Source organism: Streptomyces sp. RKAG337 (genome assembly GCF_023701715.1).
Taxonomy (GTDB): domain Bacteria; phylum Actinomycetota; class Actinomycetes; order Streptomycetales; family Streptomycetaceae; genus Actinacidiphila.
Window position 1 is genome coordinate 5,474,451 of the sequence record NZ_JAJOZA010000001.1, and the last position, 16,420, is coordinate 5,490,870.

A 16,420-nucleotide genomic window follows, 5' to 3' on the forward strand; every position below is an offset into this window, starting at 1 on the left:
GGCGCCGTCATGATCGTCAGGATCATGGGGGAGGGGCAGCTGAAGGTGGCCGACAGCCATCTCACCCGCCTCAACGTGCTGGACGACGAACTGCTCGCCCAGATCGAGACCGGTGACGAGGAAGGCTTCCGCAAGACCCTGGGAGCCCTGCTCGACGCCGTACGGGAACTGGGCGAACCGCTGCCCGACGCCTCCCTGGAGCCGTCGGAGCTGATCCTGCCGTCTCCCGACGCCTCCCTCACGGAGGTCCGGGAGATGCTCGGCGACGACGGGCTCATCCCCGGCTGAGCCGCGCGATCGCACCTCGCACCTCGTACCGCTCATGAACGGGCGGGCCGGAACCCCCAGGGGTTCCGGCCCGCCCGTTCAGCGTTTCCGCGCCGTCACGGCAGCGCCAGCATCTGCTCCAGGGCCAGCTTGGCGAACCGCTCGGTCTCCTCGTCCACCTGGATGCGGTTGACGAGCTTGCCGTCCGCCAGCGACTCCAGCGTCCACACCAGGTGCGGCAGGTCGATGCGGTTCATCGTCGAGCAGAAGCAGACGGTCTTGTCGAGGAAGACGATCTGCTTGTCCGGGTGCGCCTTGGCGAGCCGGCGGACCAGGTTCAGCTCGGTGCCGATCGCCCACGCGGAGCCGGCCGGGGCCGCGTCCAGCGCCTTGATGATGTACTCCGTCGAGCCGACGTAGTCGGCGGCGGAGACGACCTCGTGCTTGCACTCGGGGTGCACCAGCACGTTGACCCCGGGGATCCGGGCGCGGACGTCGTCGACCGAGTCGATCGAGAAGCGGCCGTGCACGGAGCAGTGGCCGCGCCACAGGATCATCTTGGCGTCGCGCAGCTGCTGGACGGTCAGGCCGCCGTTCGGCTTGTGCGGGTTGTAGAGGACGCAGTCGTCGAGCGACAGGCCCAGGTCGCGTACCGCGGTGTTGCGCCCCAGGTGCTGGTCGGGAAGGAAGAGCACCTTCTCGCCCTGCGAGAACGCCCACTCCAGCGCGCGCTCGGCGTTCGAGGACGTGCAGATCGTGCCGCCGTGCCGGCCGGTGAAGGCCTTGATGTCGGCGGACGAGTTCATGTACGAGACGGGGACGGTGGTCCCGGCCACGCCCGCCTCGGTCAGCACGTCCCAGCACTCGGCGACCTGCTCGGCGGTGGCCATGTCGGCCATCGAGCAGCCGGCCGCCAGGTCCGGGAGGATCACGGCCTGGTCGCCGGACGTGAGGATGTCCGCGGACTCGGCCATGAAGTGCACACCGCAGAAGACGATGTACTCGGCCTCCGGGCGGGCGGCCGCGTCCCGCGCGAGTTTGAAGGAGTCACCGGTCACATCGGCGAACTCGATGACTTCGTCGCGCTGGTAGTGGTGGCCCAGGATGAAGACCCTGCTCCCGAGCTTCGCCTTGGCGGCGCGGGCGCGCTCGACCAGGTCGGGGTCGGACGCGGCCGGCAGGTCGCCGGGGCAGTCAACTCCGCGCTCGCTACGGGGATCGGACTCCCGCCCGAGCAGCAGCAGGGCGAGCGGCGTGGGCTGAACATCCAGCACATCCAGCGGTTCTGTGGTGGTCACGGGCCCGGAGCCCTTTCTGTGCAGCACAGCCTTTTCGTCTACCTGACGTTATCTATGATAGCCCGTTCGTGTCAGATTGACGATGGGGGTCGCGTCAATGTGACGCATTCCGTTCCCGGCCTCCGGTGTGCGAGCATTGTTGGCGGAAAGACGTATCGGACCCGGAATGAATCCGGGGGGTCATCGGTTACCAGTCGGTGGCAGCAGTCCGAACAACCCGGGAGTGAAGCAGATGACGGTTCAGGACGAGACCACCGCGAACGACGGACTTCTCCTGTCGGATTCCGCCGCGGCCAAGGTCAAGGGCTTGCTCGAGCAGGAAGGCCGCGAGGACCTGGCGCTGCGCGTCGCCGTTCAGCCCGGTGGCTGCTCCGGCCTGCGCTACCAGCTGTTCTTCGACGAGCGTTCGCTCGACGGCGATGTCGTGAAGGACTTCGACGGTGTGAAGGTCGTCACCGACCGGATGAGCGCCCCGTACCTGGGCGGCGCCTCCATCGACTTCGTGGACACGATCGAGAAGCAGGGCTTCACGATCGACAACCCGAACGCCACCGGCTCGTGCGCCTGTGGCGACTCGTTCCACTGATCTTGCACTGATCGCACGCGAAGGCGGCGGCCACCCGAGAGGGTGACCGCCGCCTTCGTCGTTCCGTCAACCGTCGGGCAGGCTACTTCTTCAGCGGCACGACGGTGCCGTCGTACAGGTCGACGACCTTGCGGTCACCGAGCGGCTTGGCCAGCTGCACGGTCCTGGTGGTGTCCTTCGCGATCATGATGCACACCCGCTTGGCCGGGTCGTGCGTTCCCGTGATCCGCACGGTCACCGCTGTGTCGGACTCCTCGGCGGTCGCCGCGTAGGTGGAGCAGACCCCGGCCCAGAAGTGCAGCTCCAGGACGTTGCCGCGCACGGTGTACGAGACGGCCTTCTGCTTCTGCGGCGCGTTCGGGTCGGCCGGCTTCGCGGGGTCGGCGGGCTGCGTCGGCGCGGTCGTCGCGCCGGGGCCACCCGGCTCACCCGGCGCGCTCGGCAGCCCGGTGCCCGGCGCGCCCTGGATGTAGTGCGCCTCCACCGCCGGCTGCGCCACGGTGTGCGCCTTCACCACTCCGGCCTGTGCCACGTCGAACAGCCAGGACGGCACCAGCGCCCGCGCGCCCGACACGAACTGCGCCGACAGCCCGAACGTGGCGCCGCGGACCTCGAGCTTCTGCTCGGCACCCGGCACGCACGGCATCGACTGTGGCAGGGTCTTGTCGTCGCTCGGCGCCGTCGGCTGCTTCGGGAGCGGCGACGGGCAGCTGCCGCCGACTCCGTGGTCCATGCCGCCGGCTCCGGCGGTCTCCAGCTGCTTCAGCGCCTGCGTCGCGTCGATCACCGGGTACTGGTCGCCCTTGTCGAGGGCCGCCAGCAGGCCGTAACCGCCGCTCAGCTGCCCGTCCGCGCCGATCCGCAGGGTGGTGCGCCAGCCGTGCGTCGGCAGCCCGCCCACCACCGGGTCGGCGTTCACCATGCGCACCGCGCCCGCGGTCTCGCTCGCGTCCACCGCGGCATCGGTCAGCCCGAGAGCGGCCAGGGCCGGCGCGGCGGCCTGCTTCGCCCGCTCCTCGGAAACCCCGCCACCATCCGTGCCGGCCGGCCCGGCGGGCGACGTCGACGTCGAGGCCGAACCGTCGGCCGAGGCGACCGGGGGCCCGGAGCAGACCGGCGAGTCGGGACCGACGCCCGCGCTCGGCCCGCCCGCGCTCGGAGCGCTCGGCACCCCCGGCTTCATCGGCGTGATGCGGTAGCACTTGGCGATCGGGCCGAGCCGGGAGTACGACCAGTTGCCCTCGCCCGACCGGTTGACCTGCAGGAAGGGCCCGCTGCCGTCGGGGGTGCCGCCCGCCCGCCAGAAATCGTGGTCGAGCTTGACGGGGCCGGGCACGTCCAGCGCCTTCGCCAGCTTCTCGACGGCTGTCTGCGTCACGTCGCCGTGCGGCCGGTAGACCGCTGCAGCCTTCGGGCCGGTCGGCAGCGGCTTCGTGACCTGGTACTGCGCCCCGGTGGGGGCCGCCGCGCCGCTGTCGGTGCCGGCCGCGACCCCGTTCTTGGCGCCGTCCAGCGCCAGTGGCGCCGGTGGTTTGCTCTCGCTCCTGTCGGGGGCACTGCTGCCCGCGTTCGCCGTCGCCCAGTAGGCCCCGCCGCCGCCAGCCACCAGGACCGCCGCGGCCATCGCGGCGACGGCCAGTGGTGACCGGATGCGGCGGCGGGGGACGGGATGCTCCATCGTGTCTTCGTTGCGTTCGGTGCTCACCGTGCTTGCTCCCTCGGCTCCGTACCGTCAGATGCAGCTGTGACGGAGCCGGAGCCCGCGCGGTTCCCACCGCGCGGTTCCGCGACCGGCCGGGATCAGGCGCCGTACTCCGCCATACCGTCCACGACGTGCGCGGACGCGAGCGGCACGGTGATTCCGTGCAGGCTCGACGGAGCGGCCGCCGAGGGGGCCGCATGGGCGGGAACCGTCCAGTGCGGCGCCATCCGACGGCAGTCGCCGAGCAGTTCGGCGAGCGATTCGGAGCGGGATTCAGGTTCGACGACGGGGGGCAGTGGGGACGAAGTAGAAGCCATGTCTTCGACCCTAGGCACTTGATCAGGAAGGGGTAAGCCCTACTATCGGGTAGTTTCTCCGTGTCCGGCGGCCGGTTCCCCCGTGCGGCGGAGCACCCCATACGATGGCTGTGCCTTTTCCGTGTTGCCCAGGGCCCACTTCCGGCCCTTGCCGACCTTCGCCGCCGCCCCCGCAGGAGCATTCAGTCGTGCGTATCGCTGTCACCGGATCCATCGCCACCGATCACCTGATGACCTTCCCCGGCCGCTTCGCGGACCAGCTGGTCGCGGACCAGCTGCACACGGTCTCGCTCTCCTTCCTCGTCGACACCCTCGACGTCCGGCGCGGCGGAGTCGCTCCGAACATCTGCTTCGGCATGGGTGTGCTCGGCCTCCGGCCGGTCCTCGTGGGCGCGGCGGGCTCCGACTTCGCCGAGTACCGCGCCTGGCTGGACCGGCACGGCGTCGACACCGCGTCCGTCCGCATCTCCGAGGTGCTGCACACCGCGCGCTTCGTCTGCACCACGGACACCGACCACAACCAGATCGCGTCCTTCTACACCGGCGCGATGAGCGAGGCCCGGCAGATCGAGCTGCAGCCGATCGCCGACCGGGTGGGCGGTCTGGACCTGGTCCTCATCGGCGCGGACGACCCCGAGGCGATGATCCGGCACACCCAGGAGTGCCGCAGCCGCGGCATCCCGTTCGCGGCCGACCCCTCGCAGCAGCTCGCCCGCATGGACGGCGAGGACATCCGCCTCCTCGTGGACGGTGCCACGTACCTCTTCACCAATGAGTACGAGAAGGCGCTCATCGAGTCGAAGACGGGCTGGACCGGCGAAGAGATCCTCGCCAAGGTCGGCACCCGCATCACCACCCTCGGCGCGCAGGGCGTCCGCATCGAGCGGGTCGGCCAGCCGGTGATCGAGGTCGGCTGCGCCGAGGAAGAGGCGAAGGTCGACCCGACCGGCGTCGGCGACGCGTTCCGCGCCGGCTTCCTGGCGGGCCTGGACTGGGGCCTGTCGCTGGAGCGCTCCGCCCAGCTCGGCTGCATGCTGGCGACCCTCGTCATCGAGACGCTCGGCACCCAGGAGTACGAGCTGCGCCGCGGCCACTTCATGGACCGCTTCACCAAGGCCTACGGCCACGAGGCCGCCGCCGAGGTCAAGATCCACCTTTCCTGACCTCCGAGGCCTCCGAAGCCTCCTACGCCACCGTCCCCCGGACTCCACGGCGGAGTCCGGGGGACGCTGCCGTCCTCCTCACGTTCTGCGCCGCACCAGGTACGCCGTACCCCGCTCCGCCGCGCGCTCGCCGACGTACTCCTGGTCCCGCATCTGGCACCACGCGGGGATGTCCAGCCGCGCCGCCTCGTCATCGGACAGCACGGAGATCACCGCGCCCACCGGCACCTCGCCGATGACCTTGGCGAGCTCGATGACCGGGATCGGGCAGCGCTTGCCGAGCGAGTCGACCGTCAGCGCGGGCTCGTCGGAGGCGCCGGAGACGTCGGCCGGCACGGCGGCGGAGTCCGCCGCGGGGGATGCCGGGGCGCCGAGCTGGTCGCGGACCGAGCGGACGACCTCCGGCAGCACGCCCAGGAACCGCTCGACGTCCTCCGCCGGGGTGCCCGGCGGCAGCGACACCCGGACGTTGCCCTCCGACAGGACGCCCATCGCGCGCAGCACATGGCTCGGGGTCAGTGTGCTGGAGGTGCAGGACGAGCCGGAGGAGACCGAGAAGCCCGCGCGGTCGAGCCCGCCGAGCAGCGCCTCCCCGTCGACGTAGAGGCAGGAGAACGTCACGAGGTGCGGGAGCCGCAGCGTGGGGTGGCCGACGACCTCCACATCGGGGACGAGTACCTGCACCCGGGAGCGGATCCGGTCGACCAGCTCCGACAGCCGCGCCCCCTCGGCCGCGGCCTCCTCCCGTACGGCGCGCAGCGACGCCGCCGCGGCCACGATGGCCGGCAGGTTCTCGAAGCCGGGGGAGCGCCCCGACTCCCGTTCGTCCGTGGGGCCCTGGGCGGCGAAGCGCGTGCCCTTGCGGACCGCGAGCAGCCCGACCCCGGGCGGCCCGCCCCATTTGTGGGCGCTGGCGGTGAGCAGCGACCAGCCGTCCTCCACCGGCCCCCAGGCCAGCGACTGCGCCGCGTCCACCAGCAGCGGCACTCCCGCCGCCCGGCACAGCCCGGCGGCCTCGGCGACCGGCTGGACCGTACCCACCTCGTGGTTGGCGGACTGCAGGCAGGCCAGCGCGGTGTCCGGCCGCAGCGCCGCGGCGAACGCGGCGGCGTCCACCCGCCCCGTACGGTCCACCCCGACCTCGGTGGCCTCGTACGCCTCGGCCGCGTGGAGGACCGACGAGTGCTCGACGGCCGACACCACGAGGTGACGCCCCGTCCGCCGCCGCCCCGCCATGGCCCCTGACACGGCCGTGTGAACGGCACGGGTTCCCGAAGGAGTGAAAACCAGTTCGTCGGGGCGGCAGCCCACGGCTTCGGCGGCGGCCTCCCGGGAGGCGTCCAACAGCAGCCGGGCGCGCCGTCCCTCGCGGTACAGGCGGGCCGGGTCCGCCCACCCCTCGTCCAGCGCGGCTACCAGCGCCTGGCGGGCGACGGGGTGCAGGGGAGCGGCCGAAGCCGCATCGAAGTAGGACACGCCCGGCACGCTACGCCTGTCGCCCGGCGGGCCGTCAGGCGGCATGCGGAGCATGCCGGTCCATCCCTTCGGGAAGTGCCCCGGCGCGTTGGACCCCCTCCCCGCGCGACCCCAAATAGCGTCCAGTAGGGTTTGGTCCGCATAAACATCCACACCTACCTGCCCGCGCCAGGGCCGACCGACCAGCTGACGGCCGGGCACCCGGACGCGTGGGCGAGACTCTCGGGAAGGCGCTACGTGAGTCCCAACGGCTCCGACCGCTCGTCGCGGCGCCCGGTGCGGCGGAAGCTGCCGCAGGCGCTGGCCGCGGCGCTGGTCCTTGTGACCGCTACCGGTTGTGAATACCCCCGCCTTGGCATGCCCAGCCCCGCTACGGAACAAGCCCCCCGGATCCTGGCGCTCTGGCAGGGCTCCTGGGCCGCCGCGCTGGCGACCGGTGTACTTGTCTGGGGTTTGATCATCTGGAGTGTGATCTTCCACCGGCGAAGCCGGACGAAGGTCGAGGTTCCTCCGCAGACCCGGTACAACATGCCCATCGAGGCGCTGTACACCGTGGTCCCGATCATCATCATCGCGGTGTTCTTCTACTTCACCGCGCGTGACGAATCCAAGATTCTGGCGACCTCGGAAAAGCCGGACCACGTGGTGAACGTGGTCGGCATGCAGTGGAGCTGGGCCTTCAACTACGTCGAGGACGTGGACGGCAACAAGTCGTCCCCTGCGGTGGCTCCCAAGGAGCTCGAGCAGATCCCCGTCGACAAGCTGAAGTTCCCGGTGGGTGCCGAGGGCGTCTACGACTTCGGCACTCCCGCTTCGAAGAACCAGGACACCGGTAACCCCGGTCCGACGCTCTGGCTGCCGAAGGGCGAGACGGTGCGGTTCGTCCTCACCTCGCGCGACGTCATCCACTCGTTCTGGGTGGTGCCGTTCCTCATGAAGATGGACGTCATCCCGGGCCACACCAACGTCTTCGAGGTGACTCCGAGCAAGGAGGGCACCTTCCTGGGCAAGTGCGCGGAACTGTGCGGCATGGACCACTCCCGGATGCTCTTCAACGTGAAGGTCGTCACCCCGGAGCAGTACCAGCAGCACCTGCAGGATCTGGCGAAGAAGGGCCAGACCGGTTACCTCCCGGCGGGCATTGCCACCACGGGCAACGCCAAGAATGCGGAGCCCAAGACCACATGAGCATTCTCAACGAACCCCATCAGGGCGCGGCCGCCATCGGCGAGTCGTACGAGGACGAGTTGCCGGTGAAGCGGGCACAGCCCGGCGCCGTGGTCATCAAGTGGCTCACCACCACCGACCACAAGACGATCGGGACGATGTACCTGATCACCTCGTTCTTCTTCTTCATCCTCGGCGGCATCATGGCGCTGCTCATGCGCGCCGAACTGGCCCGCCCGGGCACCCAGATCATGTCGAACGAGCAGTTCAACCAGGCGTTCACGATGCACGGCACCGTGATGCTGCTGATGTTCGCGACGCCGCTCTTCGCGGGCTTCGCGAACTGGATCATGCCGCTGCAGATCGGCGCGCCCGACGTGGCGTTCCCGCGGTTGAACATGTTCGCCTACTGGCTGTACCTGTTCGGCTCGCTGATCGCGGTGGCCGGCTTCCTGACGCCGGCGGGCGCGGCCGACTTCGGCTGGTTCGCGTACTCCCCGCTGTCGGACGCCGTCCGGTCCCCGGGCGTCGGCGCCGACATGTGGATCATGGGTCTGGCCTTCTCCGGCTTCGGCACGATCCTCGGTTCGGTCAACTTCATCACCACGATCATCTGCATGCGCGCACCCGGCATGACGATGTTCCGCATGCCGATCTTCGTCTGGAACGTCCTGCTGACCGGTGTGCTGGTCCTGCTGGCCTTCCCGGTGCTCGCCGCCGCGCTCTTCGCCCTGGAGGCCGACCGGAAGTTCGGGGCGCATGTCTTCGATGCCGCGAACGGCGGGGCGTTGCTATGGCAACACCTGTTCTGGTTCTTCGGGCATCCAGAGGTGTACATCATCGCGTTGCCGTTCTTCGGCATCATCAGCGAAGTGATCCCGGTGTTCAGCCGCAAGCCGATGTTCGGCTACGTCGGCCTGATCGGCGCGACGATCTCCATCGCCGGTCTGTCGGTCACCGTCTGGGCGCACCACATGTACGTCACCGGCGGTGTGCTGCTGCCGTTCTTCTCGTTCATGACGTTCCTCATCGCGGTCCCGACCGGTGTGAAGTTCTTCAACTGGATCGGCACGATGTGGAAGGGGTCACTGAGTTTCGAGACCCCGATGCTGTGGGCCGTCGGCTTCCTGATCACCTTCGCGTTCGGTGGTCTGACCGGTGTGATCCTGGCGGCGCCGCCGCTGGACTTCCACGTCTCGGACTCGTACTTCGTGGTGGCGCACTTCCACTACGTGATCTTCGGGACCGTGGTCTTCGCGATGTTCTCCGGCTTCCACTTCTGGTGGCCGAAGTTCACCGGCAAGATGCTGGACGAGCGGCTCGGCAAGATCACCTTCTGGACGCTGTTCTTCGGCTTCCACGGCACGTTCCTGATCCAGCACTGGCTGGGCGTCGAGGGCATGCCGCGCCGTTACGCGGACTATCTGGCGGCCGACGGGTTCACCACCCTGAACACCATCTCCACCATCAGTTCGTTCCTGCTCGGCCTGTCGATGCTGCCGTTCTTCTACAACGTGTGGAAGACCGCGAAGTACGGCAAGAAGGTCGAGGTCGACGACCCGTGGGGCTACGGCCGTTCCCTCGAATGGGCGACCTCCTGCCCGCCGCCGCGGCACAATTTCCTCACGCTGCCGCGTATCCGGTCCGAGTCGCCGGCGTTCGACCTGCACCACCCGGAGATCTCCGCGATGGAGCTCGAGCAGAACCTCGACCCTGAGCGCGGCGCCCTCGTCGCCGGCGGCGAGGAGCACGAGGAGAAGGGGAAGCAGCTGTGAGGGTCCAAGGAAAGATGTTCCTCGGCCTGGCGGTCTTCATCCTCGCCTCGGCCATCGTCTACGGCTACTGGTCCAAGGAGCCCGCGGGCACCACCGCGCTGTTCCTGGCCTTCGGCCTCAGCGTGATGATCGGGTTCTACCTGGCCTTCACCGCCCGCCGGGCGGACACCGGAGCCCAGGACAACGAGAACGCGGACGTCGCGGACGACGCCGGCGAGGTGGGCTTCTTCAGCCCGCACAGCTGGCAGCCGCTCTCGCTCGCCATCGGCGGCGCGCTGGCGTTCCTCGGTGTGATCTTCGGCTGGTGGCTGCTGTACTTCTCCGCCCCGATGCTCCTCATCGGCCTGTACGGCTGGGTGTTCGAGTACTACCGCGGTGAGGACCGGACGCAGTAGGACCGGCGGGCGACCGCCGCACCACATCACGGGCTGGGCCCGGACACCGCACGGTGTCCGGGCCCAGCCCGTTCGCATGCGCTCAACGCGCCGATCCGGGCGAATCTTCATACCTTGTGACCATGAGTCACTTCTCGACACGCCGGACGGCGATGCGATACGCGCTTCTCGTAGCCCCTCTCGCGGTGGGGCTGACCTCATGCGGCGGTGACGGCGGGGATCCGCTGGCCGCCTCTCCCTACGACGCGGCGGGCGAGGTTTCGTACAGCCTCGCCGACGGCGGCAAGGTGGACCCGAACAAGCCCCTGGAGATCACCGCCAAGAACGACGACCGGATCACCGACGTCACGGCCACGGACGCCGCAGGACGCTACGTCAGGGGCGAACTCTCCCCGGACGGCATACGTTGGCACAGCACCGCTCCACTGGCCGCAGGAGCCCACTACACGGTCCGGGTGAGCACCGAGGACGGCGCGGGGCGGCCCGGCCGGGAGACCGTCGGATTCGACACGACGGCCGCCGACAACCTGCTGCGGGTCACCTTCGGCCCCGACGCCGGCACCTACGGCGTAGGACAGCCCGTCACCGCCATGCTGACGGTGCCCGTCAAGGACCCCGCGGCACGCGCCAAGGTCGAACAGAACCTGCAGGTCACCGCCAGTCCGGAGGCCGCCGTCGGCTCCTGGTACTGGGTGGACGACCGCACGCTGCACTACCGGCCGGAGACCTTCTGGCCCGCGAACGCGAAGATCGAGGTCCGCAGCACCCTCGACGGCGTCCACATCAAGGACAGCCTCTACGGCGGATCCTCCAAGGCGCTGTCGCTCACGACCGGTGACCGGGTCGAGGCGATAACGGACGCGGGCTCCCACGAGATGACGTTCAAGCGCAACGGCAGCGTCGTCCGCACCATACCCGTGACCACCGGAAAGCCCGGCTTCTCCACGCGCAACGGCGTCAAGGTCGTCCTGGGCAAGGAGAGCTTCGTCCGGATGCAGAGCGAGAGCATCGGCATAGCCGCCGGCAGCTCCGAGGGCTACGACCTCCCCGTGTACTGGGCCACCCGGGTGACCTGGAGCGGCGAGTACGTGCATGCCGCGCCCTGGTCGGAGGGCTCGCAGGGGGTCGACAACGTCAGCCACGGCTGCACCGGGATGAGCACCGAGAACGCGCACTGGTTCTTCGACCAGGTGCGCATGGGCGACGTCGTCCAGGTCGTCAACAGCGCGGGCTCGACGATGACTCCGTTCGACAACGGGTTCGGCGACTGGAACCTGAACTGGTCCGACTGGAAGAAGGGCAGCGCGCTGGGCAGCGCGGGCAAGGCGGCGGCGGTGCAGAACAACACCGCCGCCCCGGCCAGGCTCCGCCCCGAGGTCTAGCCGCCCCGGGCCGTGGCTGCCGCGCCGGCTAGGCCGGCGCGGTCACCGCGAGGCGCTTGCGCAGCAGCCCCGCCAGGGCCTGCGCGAGCGCCACCGGGTCGACGGGGTGCGTCACCGCCGCCTCGGCCCGGCTCCAGGTGGCCAGCCACGCGTCCTGCGGCCGGCCGATCAGCACCAGCACCGGCGGTGCCTGGAAGATCTCGTCCTTCACCTGCCGGCACACGCCCATGCCTCCCGCGGGAGCCGTCTCACCGTCGAAGACGCAGGCGTCGATACCGCCCCGTTCCAACTCCGTGAGGACGGCCGGCAGTGTCGCGCACTCCAGGAACTCGACCGGCGGCAGGTCGGGCGCCGGCCTGCGCCCGACGGCGAGCCGGACCTGCTCCCGGGTGTTCGCGTCGTCGCTGTAGACCAGCACCGTGGCAGTCGCCCGCATCGTGCCTCCTGATCGTCGAGGAATCGTCGTCGAGTCCGTCGTCAAGTGGCTCGGATGCTACTCCCGTGAAGAGCTCCGCGAGGAGCCTTCGGGCCAGGACAAGATCCGTCCGATGCTCCGTCATCCCTCCTTCGGGGGACGGCTTCGGTAGGCCACGCGGGTCTCCTGCGGGGCCGGACACACCGAATGGCACCCCCCGGAGTGAGCGCGAGATAAGGGACCGACATAATGTCGGACGTGGCGACAGCAACAGCAGTAGATACCGGGCACGCGCACCCGTCGGTCAACCGGCCGAACCTCACCAGCGTCGGAACCATCATCTGGCTGAGTTCCGAGCTGATGTTCTTCGCGGCCCTCTTCGCGATGTACTTCACCCTTCGCTCGGTGACGGGTGCCGAGTTCTGGAAGGAACACGCGTCGGCGTTGAACGTTCCGTTCTCGGCGACGAACACGACGATCCTCGTGCTCTCCTCCCTCACCTGCCAGCTCGGCGTGTTCGCCGCCGAGCGCGGCGACGTGAAGAAGCTCCGCGCGTGGTTCATGCTCACGTTCGTGATGGGCGCGATCTTCATCGGTGGCCAGATCTTCGAGTACACCGAACTGGTCAAGAACGACGGCCTCTCGCTGTCGTCCGACCCGTACGGATCGGTGTTCTACCTCACGACCGGCTTCCACGGGATGCACGTGACAGGTGGTCTGATCGCGTTCCTGCTGGTCCTCGGCAGAACGTACGCGGCCAAGAGGTTCACTCACGAGCAGGCCACGGCGGCCATCGTCGTGTCCTACTACTGGCACTTCGTCGATGTCGTCTGGATCGGCCTCTTCGCCACGATCTACCTGATCAAGTAACCGGCGGGCCGGCCACGGGCCGGAACGACGTTCAGACAGACACAGACAGAAGCATCGACACAGATCCTGACCGGGGTAATCCGTGAAAAAGCTCTCCGCACGACGGCGCCATCCGCTGGCGGCGCTTGTCGTCCTACTTCTCGCGCTCGCGGCCACCGGGGGGCTGTACGCCGCGTTCGCGCCGGCGCAGAAGGCGCAGGCTGACGACACAGCCCAGTCCCTCGCGATCGAAGAGGGCAAGAAGCTGTACGCCGTCGGCTGCTCCAGCTGCCACGGCACGTCCGGCCAGGGAAGTAAGAACGACGGCCCGAGCCTGGTGGGCGTCGGCGCCGCAGCCGTCGACTTCCAGGTGGGCACCGGCCGCATGCCGGCCCAGCAGCCGGGATCGCAGATCCCGAAGAAGAAGAACATCTACACGCAGGCCCAGATCGACCAGCTCGCCGCGTACATCGCCTCTCTGGGCCCGGGTCCCTCGGTACCCACCAAGGAGCAGTACAGCCCGGACGGCGCGAACGCCGCCAGGGGCGGGGAACTGTTCCGCACGAACTGCGCGCAGTGCCACAACTTCACGGGCAAGGGCGGTGCGTTGACCAACGGCAAGTACGCGCCCAGCCTGGAGGACGTGGACCCCAAGCACATCTACGAGGCCATGCAGAGCGGCCCGCAGAGCATGCCGTCCTTCCCCGACACCACGATGCCGGAGGACGCGAAGGCCGACATCATCGCGTACCTCGACGCCGTGAACGGCGAGCAGACCCCCAGCCCCGGCGGCCTTGAGCTCGGAGGCATCGGACCGGTTTCGGAGGGTCTGTTCGCCTGGGTCTTCGGCCTCGGAGCCATGATCGCTGTCGCCATCTGGGTTGCGGCCCGGACCACGAAGGCCAAGAAGTCATGAGTCAGGACATGTCAGAGTCAGAAGAGAACCTGCCGAGTGAGCCGTCACACGCTCACGGGGGCGACGAGCCGGCAGTCCGCGGACACCACGAGTTCGCCGACCCCGGCCTTCCGCCCCACGAGCACCGCCGTCAGGACATCGACGAGCGTGCCGCGAAGAGCTCGGAACGCACCATCGCGTTCCTCTTCCTCCTGTCGATGCTGTCCACGATCGGCTTCATCGCCTGTTTCGTGGTCTTCCCCGTCGACAAGATCATCTACGTCTTCCCGTTCGGCCACGTCAGTGCGCTGAACTTCTCGCTCGGGCTGACGCTGGGTCTTGCCCTCTTCTGCATCGGCGCCGGCGCGGTCCACTGGGCCCGCACGCTGATGTCCGACGAGGAGCACGCCGCCGAGCGTCACCCGATTTCGGCCGAGCCCGAGGTCAAGGCCCAGGTGCTGGCCGACTTCGCGCAGGGCGCGAAGGAGAGCGGCTTCGGCCGCCGGAAGCTGATCCGCAACACGATGTTCGGCGCGCTGGCCCTGGTGCCGCTCTCCGGTGTCGTGCTCCTGCGCGACCTGGGACCGCTGCCGGGCGACAAGCTCCGGCACACCCTGTGGTCCAAGGGCAAGGTGCTGATCAACCAGAACACCAACAAGCCGCTCCGGCCCGAGGACGTTCCCGTCGGATCGCTCACCTTCGCCATGCCCGAGGGCCTGGAGGAGAACCAGGAGCGGTTCCAGCAGGAGATCGCCAAGGCCGCCCTGATGATCATCCGGCTCGAGCCGAACGACATCAAGGACAAGCGGGAGCGTGACTGGGCCCATGAGGGCATCGTCGCGTTCTCCAAGATCTGCACCCACGTCGGCTGCCCGATCAGCCTCTACGAGCAGCAGACGCACCACGTCCTCTGCCCGTGCCACCAGTCGACGTTCGACCTGTCCGACGGCGCCCGGGTCATCTTCGGTCCTGCCGGTCACGCCCTTCCGCAGCTGCGGATCAGCGTGAACGAGGAGGGCAACCTCATCGCCCTCGGCGACTTCACGGAGCCCGTCGGCCCGAGCTTCTGGGAGCGCGGATGAGTACCACCGCTGAAAACCCGCAGCGCCGGGGCAAAGCCCCGGCCGGCGAGCGGGTCGCCGACTGGGCGGATGGCCGTCTCGGCATCTACGGCCTGGCCAAGGCCAACATGCGCAAGATCTTCCCGGACCACTGGTCCTTCATGCTCGGTGAGATCTGCCTCTACAGCTTCATCATCCTCATCCTCACGGGTGTGTATCTGACGCTGTTCTTCCACCCCAGCATGGCCGAGGTCGTCTACGACGGCCCCTACGCTCCGCTGCAGGGCCAGCGCATGTCCGACGCGTTCGCGTCGACGATGCACATCAGCTTCGAGGTGCGCGGCGGCCTGCTGGTCCGCCAGATCCACCACTGGGCCGCGCTGATCTTCGTGGCCGCGATGCTCGTGCACATGATGCGCGTGTTCTTCACGGGCGCGTTCCGCAAGCCCCGCGAGGTCAACTGGGTCTTCGGCTTCCTGCTGCTGGTCCTCGGCATGTTCACCGGGTTCACCGGTTACTCGCTGCCGGACGACCTGCTGTCGGGCACCGGTGTCCGGTTCATGGACGGCGCGGTGCTGTCCATGCCGGTCGTGGGCACGTACCTGTCGTTCTTCATGTTCGGCGGGCAGTTCCCCGGCACCGACTTCGTGCCGCGCTTCTACTCGGTGCACATCCTGCTGCTGCCGGGCATCATGGCCGGCCTGCTGGTGGCCCACCTGATCCTGGTCTTCTACCACAAGCACACCCAGTTCCCGGGTGCCGGCAAGACGGAGAAGAACGTCGTCGGCATGCCGCTGCTGCCGGTGTACATGGCGAAGGCGGGCGGCTTCTTCTTCCTGGTCTTCGGTGTCATCGCCGCGGTCGCCTCGATCGCGTCGATCAACCCGATCTGGGCGATGGGCCCCTACCGGCCGGACCAGGTGTCCACCGGCGCCCAGCCCGACTGGTACATGGGCTTCTCCGAGGGCCTGATCCGTGTCATGCCGGGCTGGGAGATCAACGCCTGGGGCCACACCTTGGCCCTGGGTGTGTTCATCCCGCTGATGATCTTCCCGCTGGTACTCGTCGCGATCGCGGTCTACCCGTTCGTCGAGTCCTGGGTCACCGGGGACAAGCGGGAGCACCACCTGCTGGACCGGCCGCGCAACCACCCGGTCCGCACCGGCTTCGGTGCGGCCTGGCTGAGCTGGTACGGCATCCTGCTCGTCGGCGGCGGCAACGACCTCTGGGCGACGCACTTCCACCTGTCGCTCAACCAGATCACCTGGGTCGTGCGCATCGGGTTCTTCGTGCTCCCGGTGCTCGTGTTCGTCGCGACGAAGCGGATCTGCCTCGGCCTCCAGCGCCGCGACCGCGACAAGGTCCTGCACGGTCGCGAGACCGGCCTGATCAAGCGGCTGCCGCACGGTGAGTTCATCGAGGTGCACGAGCAGCTCTCCGCGGAGGCGCTGCACACGCTCACCGCGCACGACCAGCCGAAGCCGATCGAAACCGGCCCCGAGGTCGACGAGAACGGCGTGGAACGCAAGATCGGCCCGATCACGAAGCTGCGCACCAAGCTGTCGCACGGCTTCTACGGCGAGGCCAGCCAGATCCCCAAGCCGACCCCCGAGGAGCACGCGGAGATCACCAGTGGCCACGGCCACCACTGATCGCCCGCTGATCCCTCACG

The 16,420-nt window shown here is 68.8% G+C and carries 16 protein-coding genes; 11 read left to right on the plus strand and 5 right to left on the minus strand.

The window, feature by feature from the left end; translation table 11 throughout:
* Positions 1-9 precede the first annotated feature (9 nt).
* Positions 10-288 (plus strand): PspA-associated protein PspAA, encoded by a 279-nt coding sequence (pspAA, locus tag LNW73_RS24255; protein WP_250991378.1) that lies wholly within the window; start codon positions 10-12, stop codon positions 286-288.
* A gap of 95 nt (positions 289-383) precedes the next feature.
* Here pspAA and nadA read toward each other — a convergent pair whose 3' ends face one another.
* Positions 384-1,565, minus strand: coding sequence for a quinolinate synthase NadA (gene nadA, locus LNW73_RS24260; protein WP_250975489.1), 1,182 nt, complete (start codon positions 1,563-1,565; stop codon positions 384-386).
* Positions 1,566-1,797: 232 nt separating this feature from the next.
* On the opposite strand from nadA, the gene LNW73_RS24265 reads away from it, so the two are divergent.
* A complete protein-coding gene (locus LNW73_RS24265) occupies positions 1,798-2,151 on the plus strand; it encodes a HesB/IscA family protein (RefSeq protein ID WP_138356207.1) in 354 nt (117 codons plus the stop codon).
* Positions 2,152-2,233: 82 nt separating this feature from the next.
* Here LNW73_RS24265 and LNW73_RS24270 read toward each other — a convergent pair whose 3' ends face one another.
* Complete coding sequence (locus LNW73_RS24270) at positions 2,234-3,856, minus strand: hypothetical protein (RefSeq protein ID WP_250991379.1); 1,623 nt, start codon at positions 3,854-3,856, stop codon at positions 2,234-2,236.
* A gap of 95 nt (positions 3,857-3,951) precedes the next feature.
* On the minus strand, positions 3,952-4,170 hold the full coding sequence (locus LNW73_RS24275; protein WP_250975487.1) for a hypothetical protein: 219 nt from the start codon (positions 4,168-4,170) through the stop codon (positions 3,952-3,954).
* A 188-nt stretch (positions 4,171-4,358) separates the two neighbouring features.
* Here LNW73_RS24275 and LNW73_RS24280 point away from each other — a divergent pair, with 188 nt between their 5' ends.
* The gene (locus LNW73_RS24280) at positions 4,359-5,333 is read left to right on the plus strand and encodes a carbohydrate kinase family protein (RefSeq protein ID WP_250975486.1); all 975 of its coding nucleotides are present in this window, start codon (positions 4,359-4,361) and stop codon (positions 5,331-5,333) included.
* A gap of 78 nt (positions 5,334-5,411) precedes the next feature.
* Here LNW73_RS24280 and LNW73_RS24285 read toward each other — a convergent pair whose 3' ends face one another.
* Positions 5,412-6,809 carry a cysteine desulfurase/sulfurtransferase TusA family protein gene (locus LNW73_RS24285; protein WP_250991380.1) on the minus strand — a complete coding sequence of 466 codons (1,398 nt, stop codon included), beginning with the start codon at positions 6,807-6,809 and terminating at the stop codon, positions 5,412-5,414.
* 237 nt (positions 6,810-7,046) lie between these two features.
* On the opposite strand from LNW73_RS24285, the gene ctaC reads away from it, so the two are divergent.
* The 4 genes from ctaC (at position 7,047) to LNW73_RS24305 (ending at position 11,528) form a co-directional block, all read left to right on the plus strand.
* The gene (gene ctaC, locus LNW73_RS24290) at positions 7,047-7,997 is read left to right on the plus strand and encodes an aa3-type cytochrome oxidase subunit II (protein ID WP_250975484.1); all 951 of its coding nucleotides are present in this window, start codon (positions 7,047-7,049) and stop codon (positions 7,995-7,997) included.
* On the plus strand, positions 7,994-9,751 hold the full coding sequence (gene ctaD / locus LNW73_RS24295; protein ID WP_138356202.1) for an aa3-type cytochrome oxidase subunit I: 1,758 nt from the start codon (positions 7,994-7,996) through the stop codon (positions 9,749-9,751). Before ctaC ends, ctaD begins: the two co-directional genes overlap by 4 nt.
* Positions 9,748-10,146: a cytochrome c oxidase subunit 4 gene (locus tag LNW73_RS24300; protein WP_250991381.1), complete on the plus strand. Its 399-nt coding sequence runs from the start codon at positions 9,748-9,750 to the stop codon at positions 10,144-10,146. The genes ctaD and LNW73_RS24300 overlap by 4 nt, the downstream gene beginning before the upstream one ends.
* Before the next feature lie 122 nt (positions 10,147-10,268).
* Positions 10,269-11,528, plus strand: a complete 1,260-nt coding sequence (locus tag LNW73_RS24305; RefSeq protein ID WP_250975482.1) for a L,D-transpeptidase — start codon at positions 10,269-10,271, stop codon at positions 11,526-11,528.
* Positions 11,529-11,556: 28 nt separating this feature from the next.
* Here the strand turns inward: LNW73_RS24305 and LNW73_RS24310 are convergent, their stop codons facing one another.
* Entirely contained in the window at positions 11,557-11,964 is a 408-nt protein-coding gene (locus LNW73_RS24310; protein WP_250991382.1) for a hypothetical protein, read from the minus strand.
* Between the two features lie 228 nt (positions 11,965-12,192).
* Here LNW73_RS24310 and ctaE point away from each other — a divergent pair, with 228 nt between their 5' ends.
* The 4 genes from ctaE to qcrB all read left to right on the plus strand — a co-directional run bounded on the left by ctaE (position 12,193) and on the right by qcrB (position 16,400).
* Complete coding sequence (gene ctaE / locus LNW73_RS24315; protein ID WP_138356198.1) at positions 12,193-12,813, plus strand: aa3-type cytochrome oxidase subunit III; 621 nt, start codon at positions 12,193-12,195, stop codon at positions 12,811-12,813.
* Between the two features lie 82 nt (positions 12,814-12,895).
* Entirely contained in the window at positions 12,896-13,708 is an 813-nt protein-coding gene (gene qcrC, locus LNW73_RS24320; protein WP_250991383.1) for a cytochrome bc1 complex diheme cytochrome c subunit, read from the plus strand.
* A gap of 8 nt (positions 13,709-13,716) precedes the next feature.
* A complete protein-coding gene (qcrA, locus tag LNW73_RS24325; protein ID WP_250975480.1) occupies positions 13,717-14,769 on the plus strand; it encodes a cytochrome bc1 complex Rieske iron-sulfur subunit in 1,053 nt (350 codons plus the stop codon).
* Entirely contained in the window at positions 14,766-16,400 is a 1,635-nt protein-coding gene (gene qcrB, locus LNW73_RS24330; RefSeq protein ID WP_250991384.1) for a cytochrome bc1 complex cytochrome b subunit, read from the plus strand. The genes qcrA and qcrB overlap by 4 nt, the downstream gene beginning before the upstream one ends.
* The last annotated feature ends 20 nt before the right edge of the window (positions 16,401-16,420 follow it).

Coding starts and splice junctions, on each gene's coding strand:
- LNW73_RS24305 (WP_250975482.1), top strand. CDS start 10,269: ATGAGTCACTTCTCGACACGCCGGACGGCGATGCGATACGCGCTTCTC.
- LNW73_RS24275 (WP_250975487.1), bottom strand. CDS start 4,170: ATGGCTTCTACTTCGTCCCCACTGCCCCCCGTCGTCGAACCTGAATCC.
- LNW73_RS24310 (WP_250991382.1), bottom strand. CDS start 11,964: ATGCGGGCGACTGCCACGGTGCTGGTCTACAGCGACGACGCGAACACC.
- ctaE (WP_138356198.1), top strand. CDS start 12,193: ATGTCGGACGTGGCGACAGCAACAGCAGTAGATACCGGGCACGCGCAC.
- ctaD (WP_138356202.1), top strand. CDS start 7,994: ATGAGCATTCTCAACGAACCCCATCAGGGCGCGGCCGCCATCGGCGAG.
- pspAA (WP_250991378.1), top strand. CDS start 10: ATGATCGTCAGGATCATGGGGGAGGGGCAGCTGAAGGTGGCCGACAGC.
- LNW73_RS24265 (WP_138356207.1), top strand. CDS start 1,798: ATGACGGTTCAGGACGAGACCACCGCGAACGACGGACTTCTCCTGTCG.
- qcrA (WP_250975480.1), top strand. CDS start 13,717: ATGTCAGAGTCAGAAGAGAACCTGCCGAGTGAGCCGTCACACGCTCAC.
- qcrB (WP_250991384.1), top strand. CDS start 14,766: ATGAGTACCACCGCTGAAAACCCGCAGCGCCGGGGCAAAGCCCCGGCC.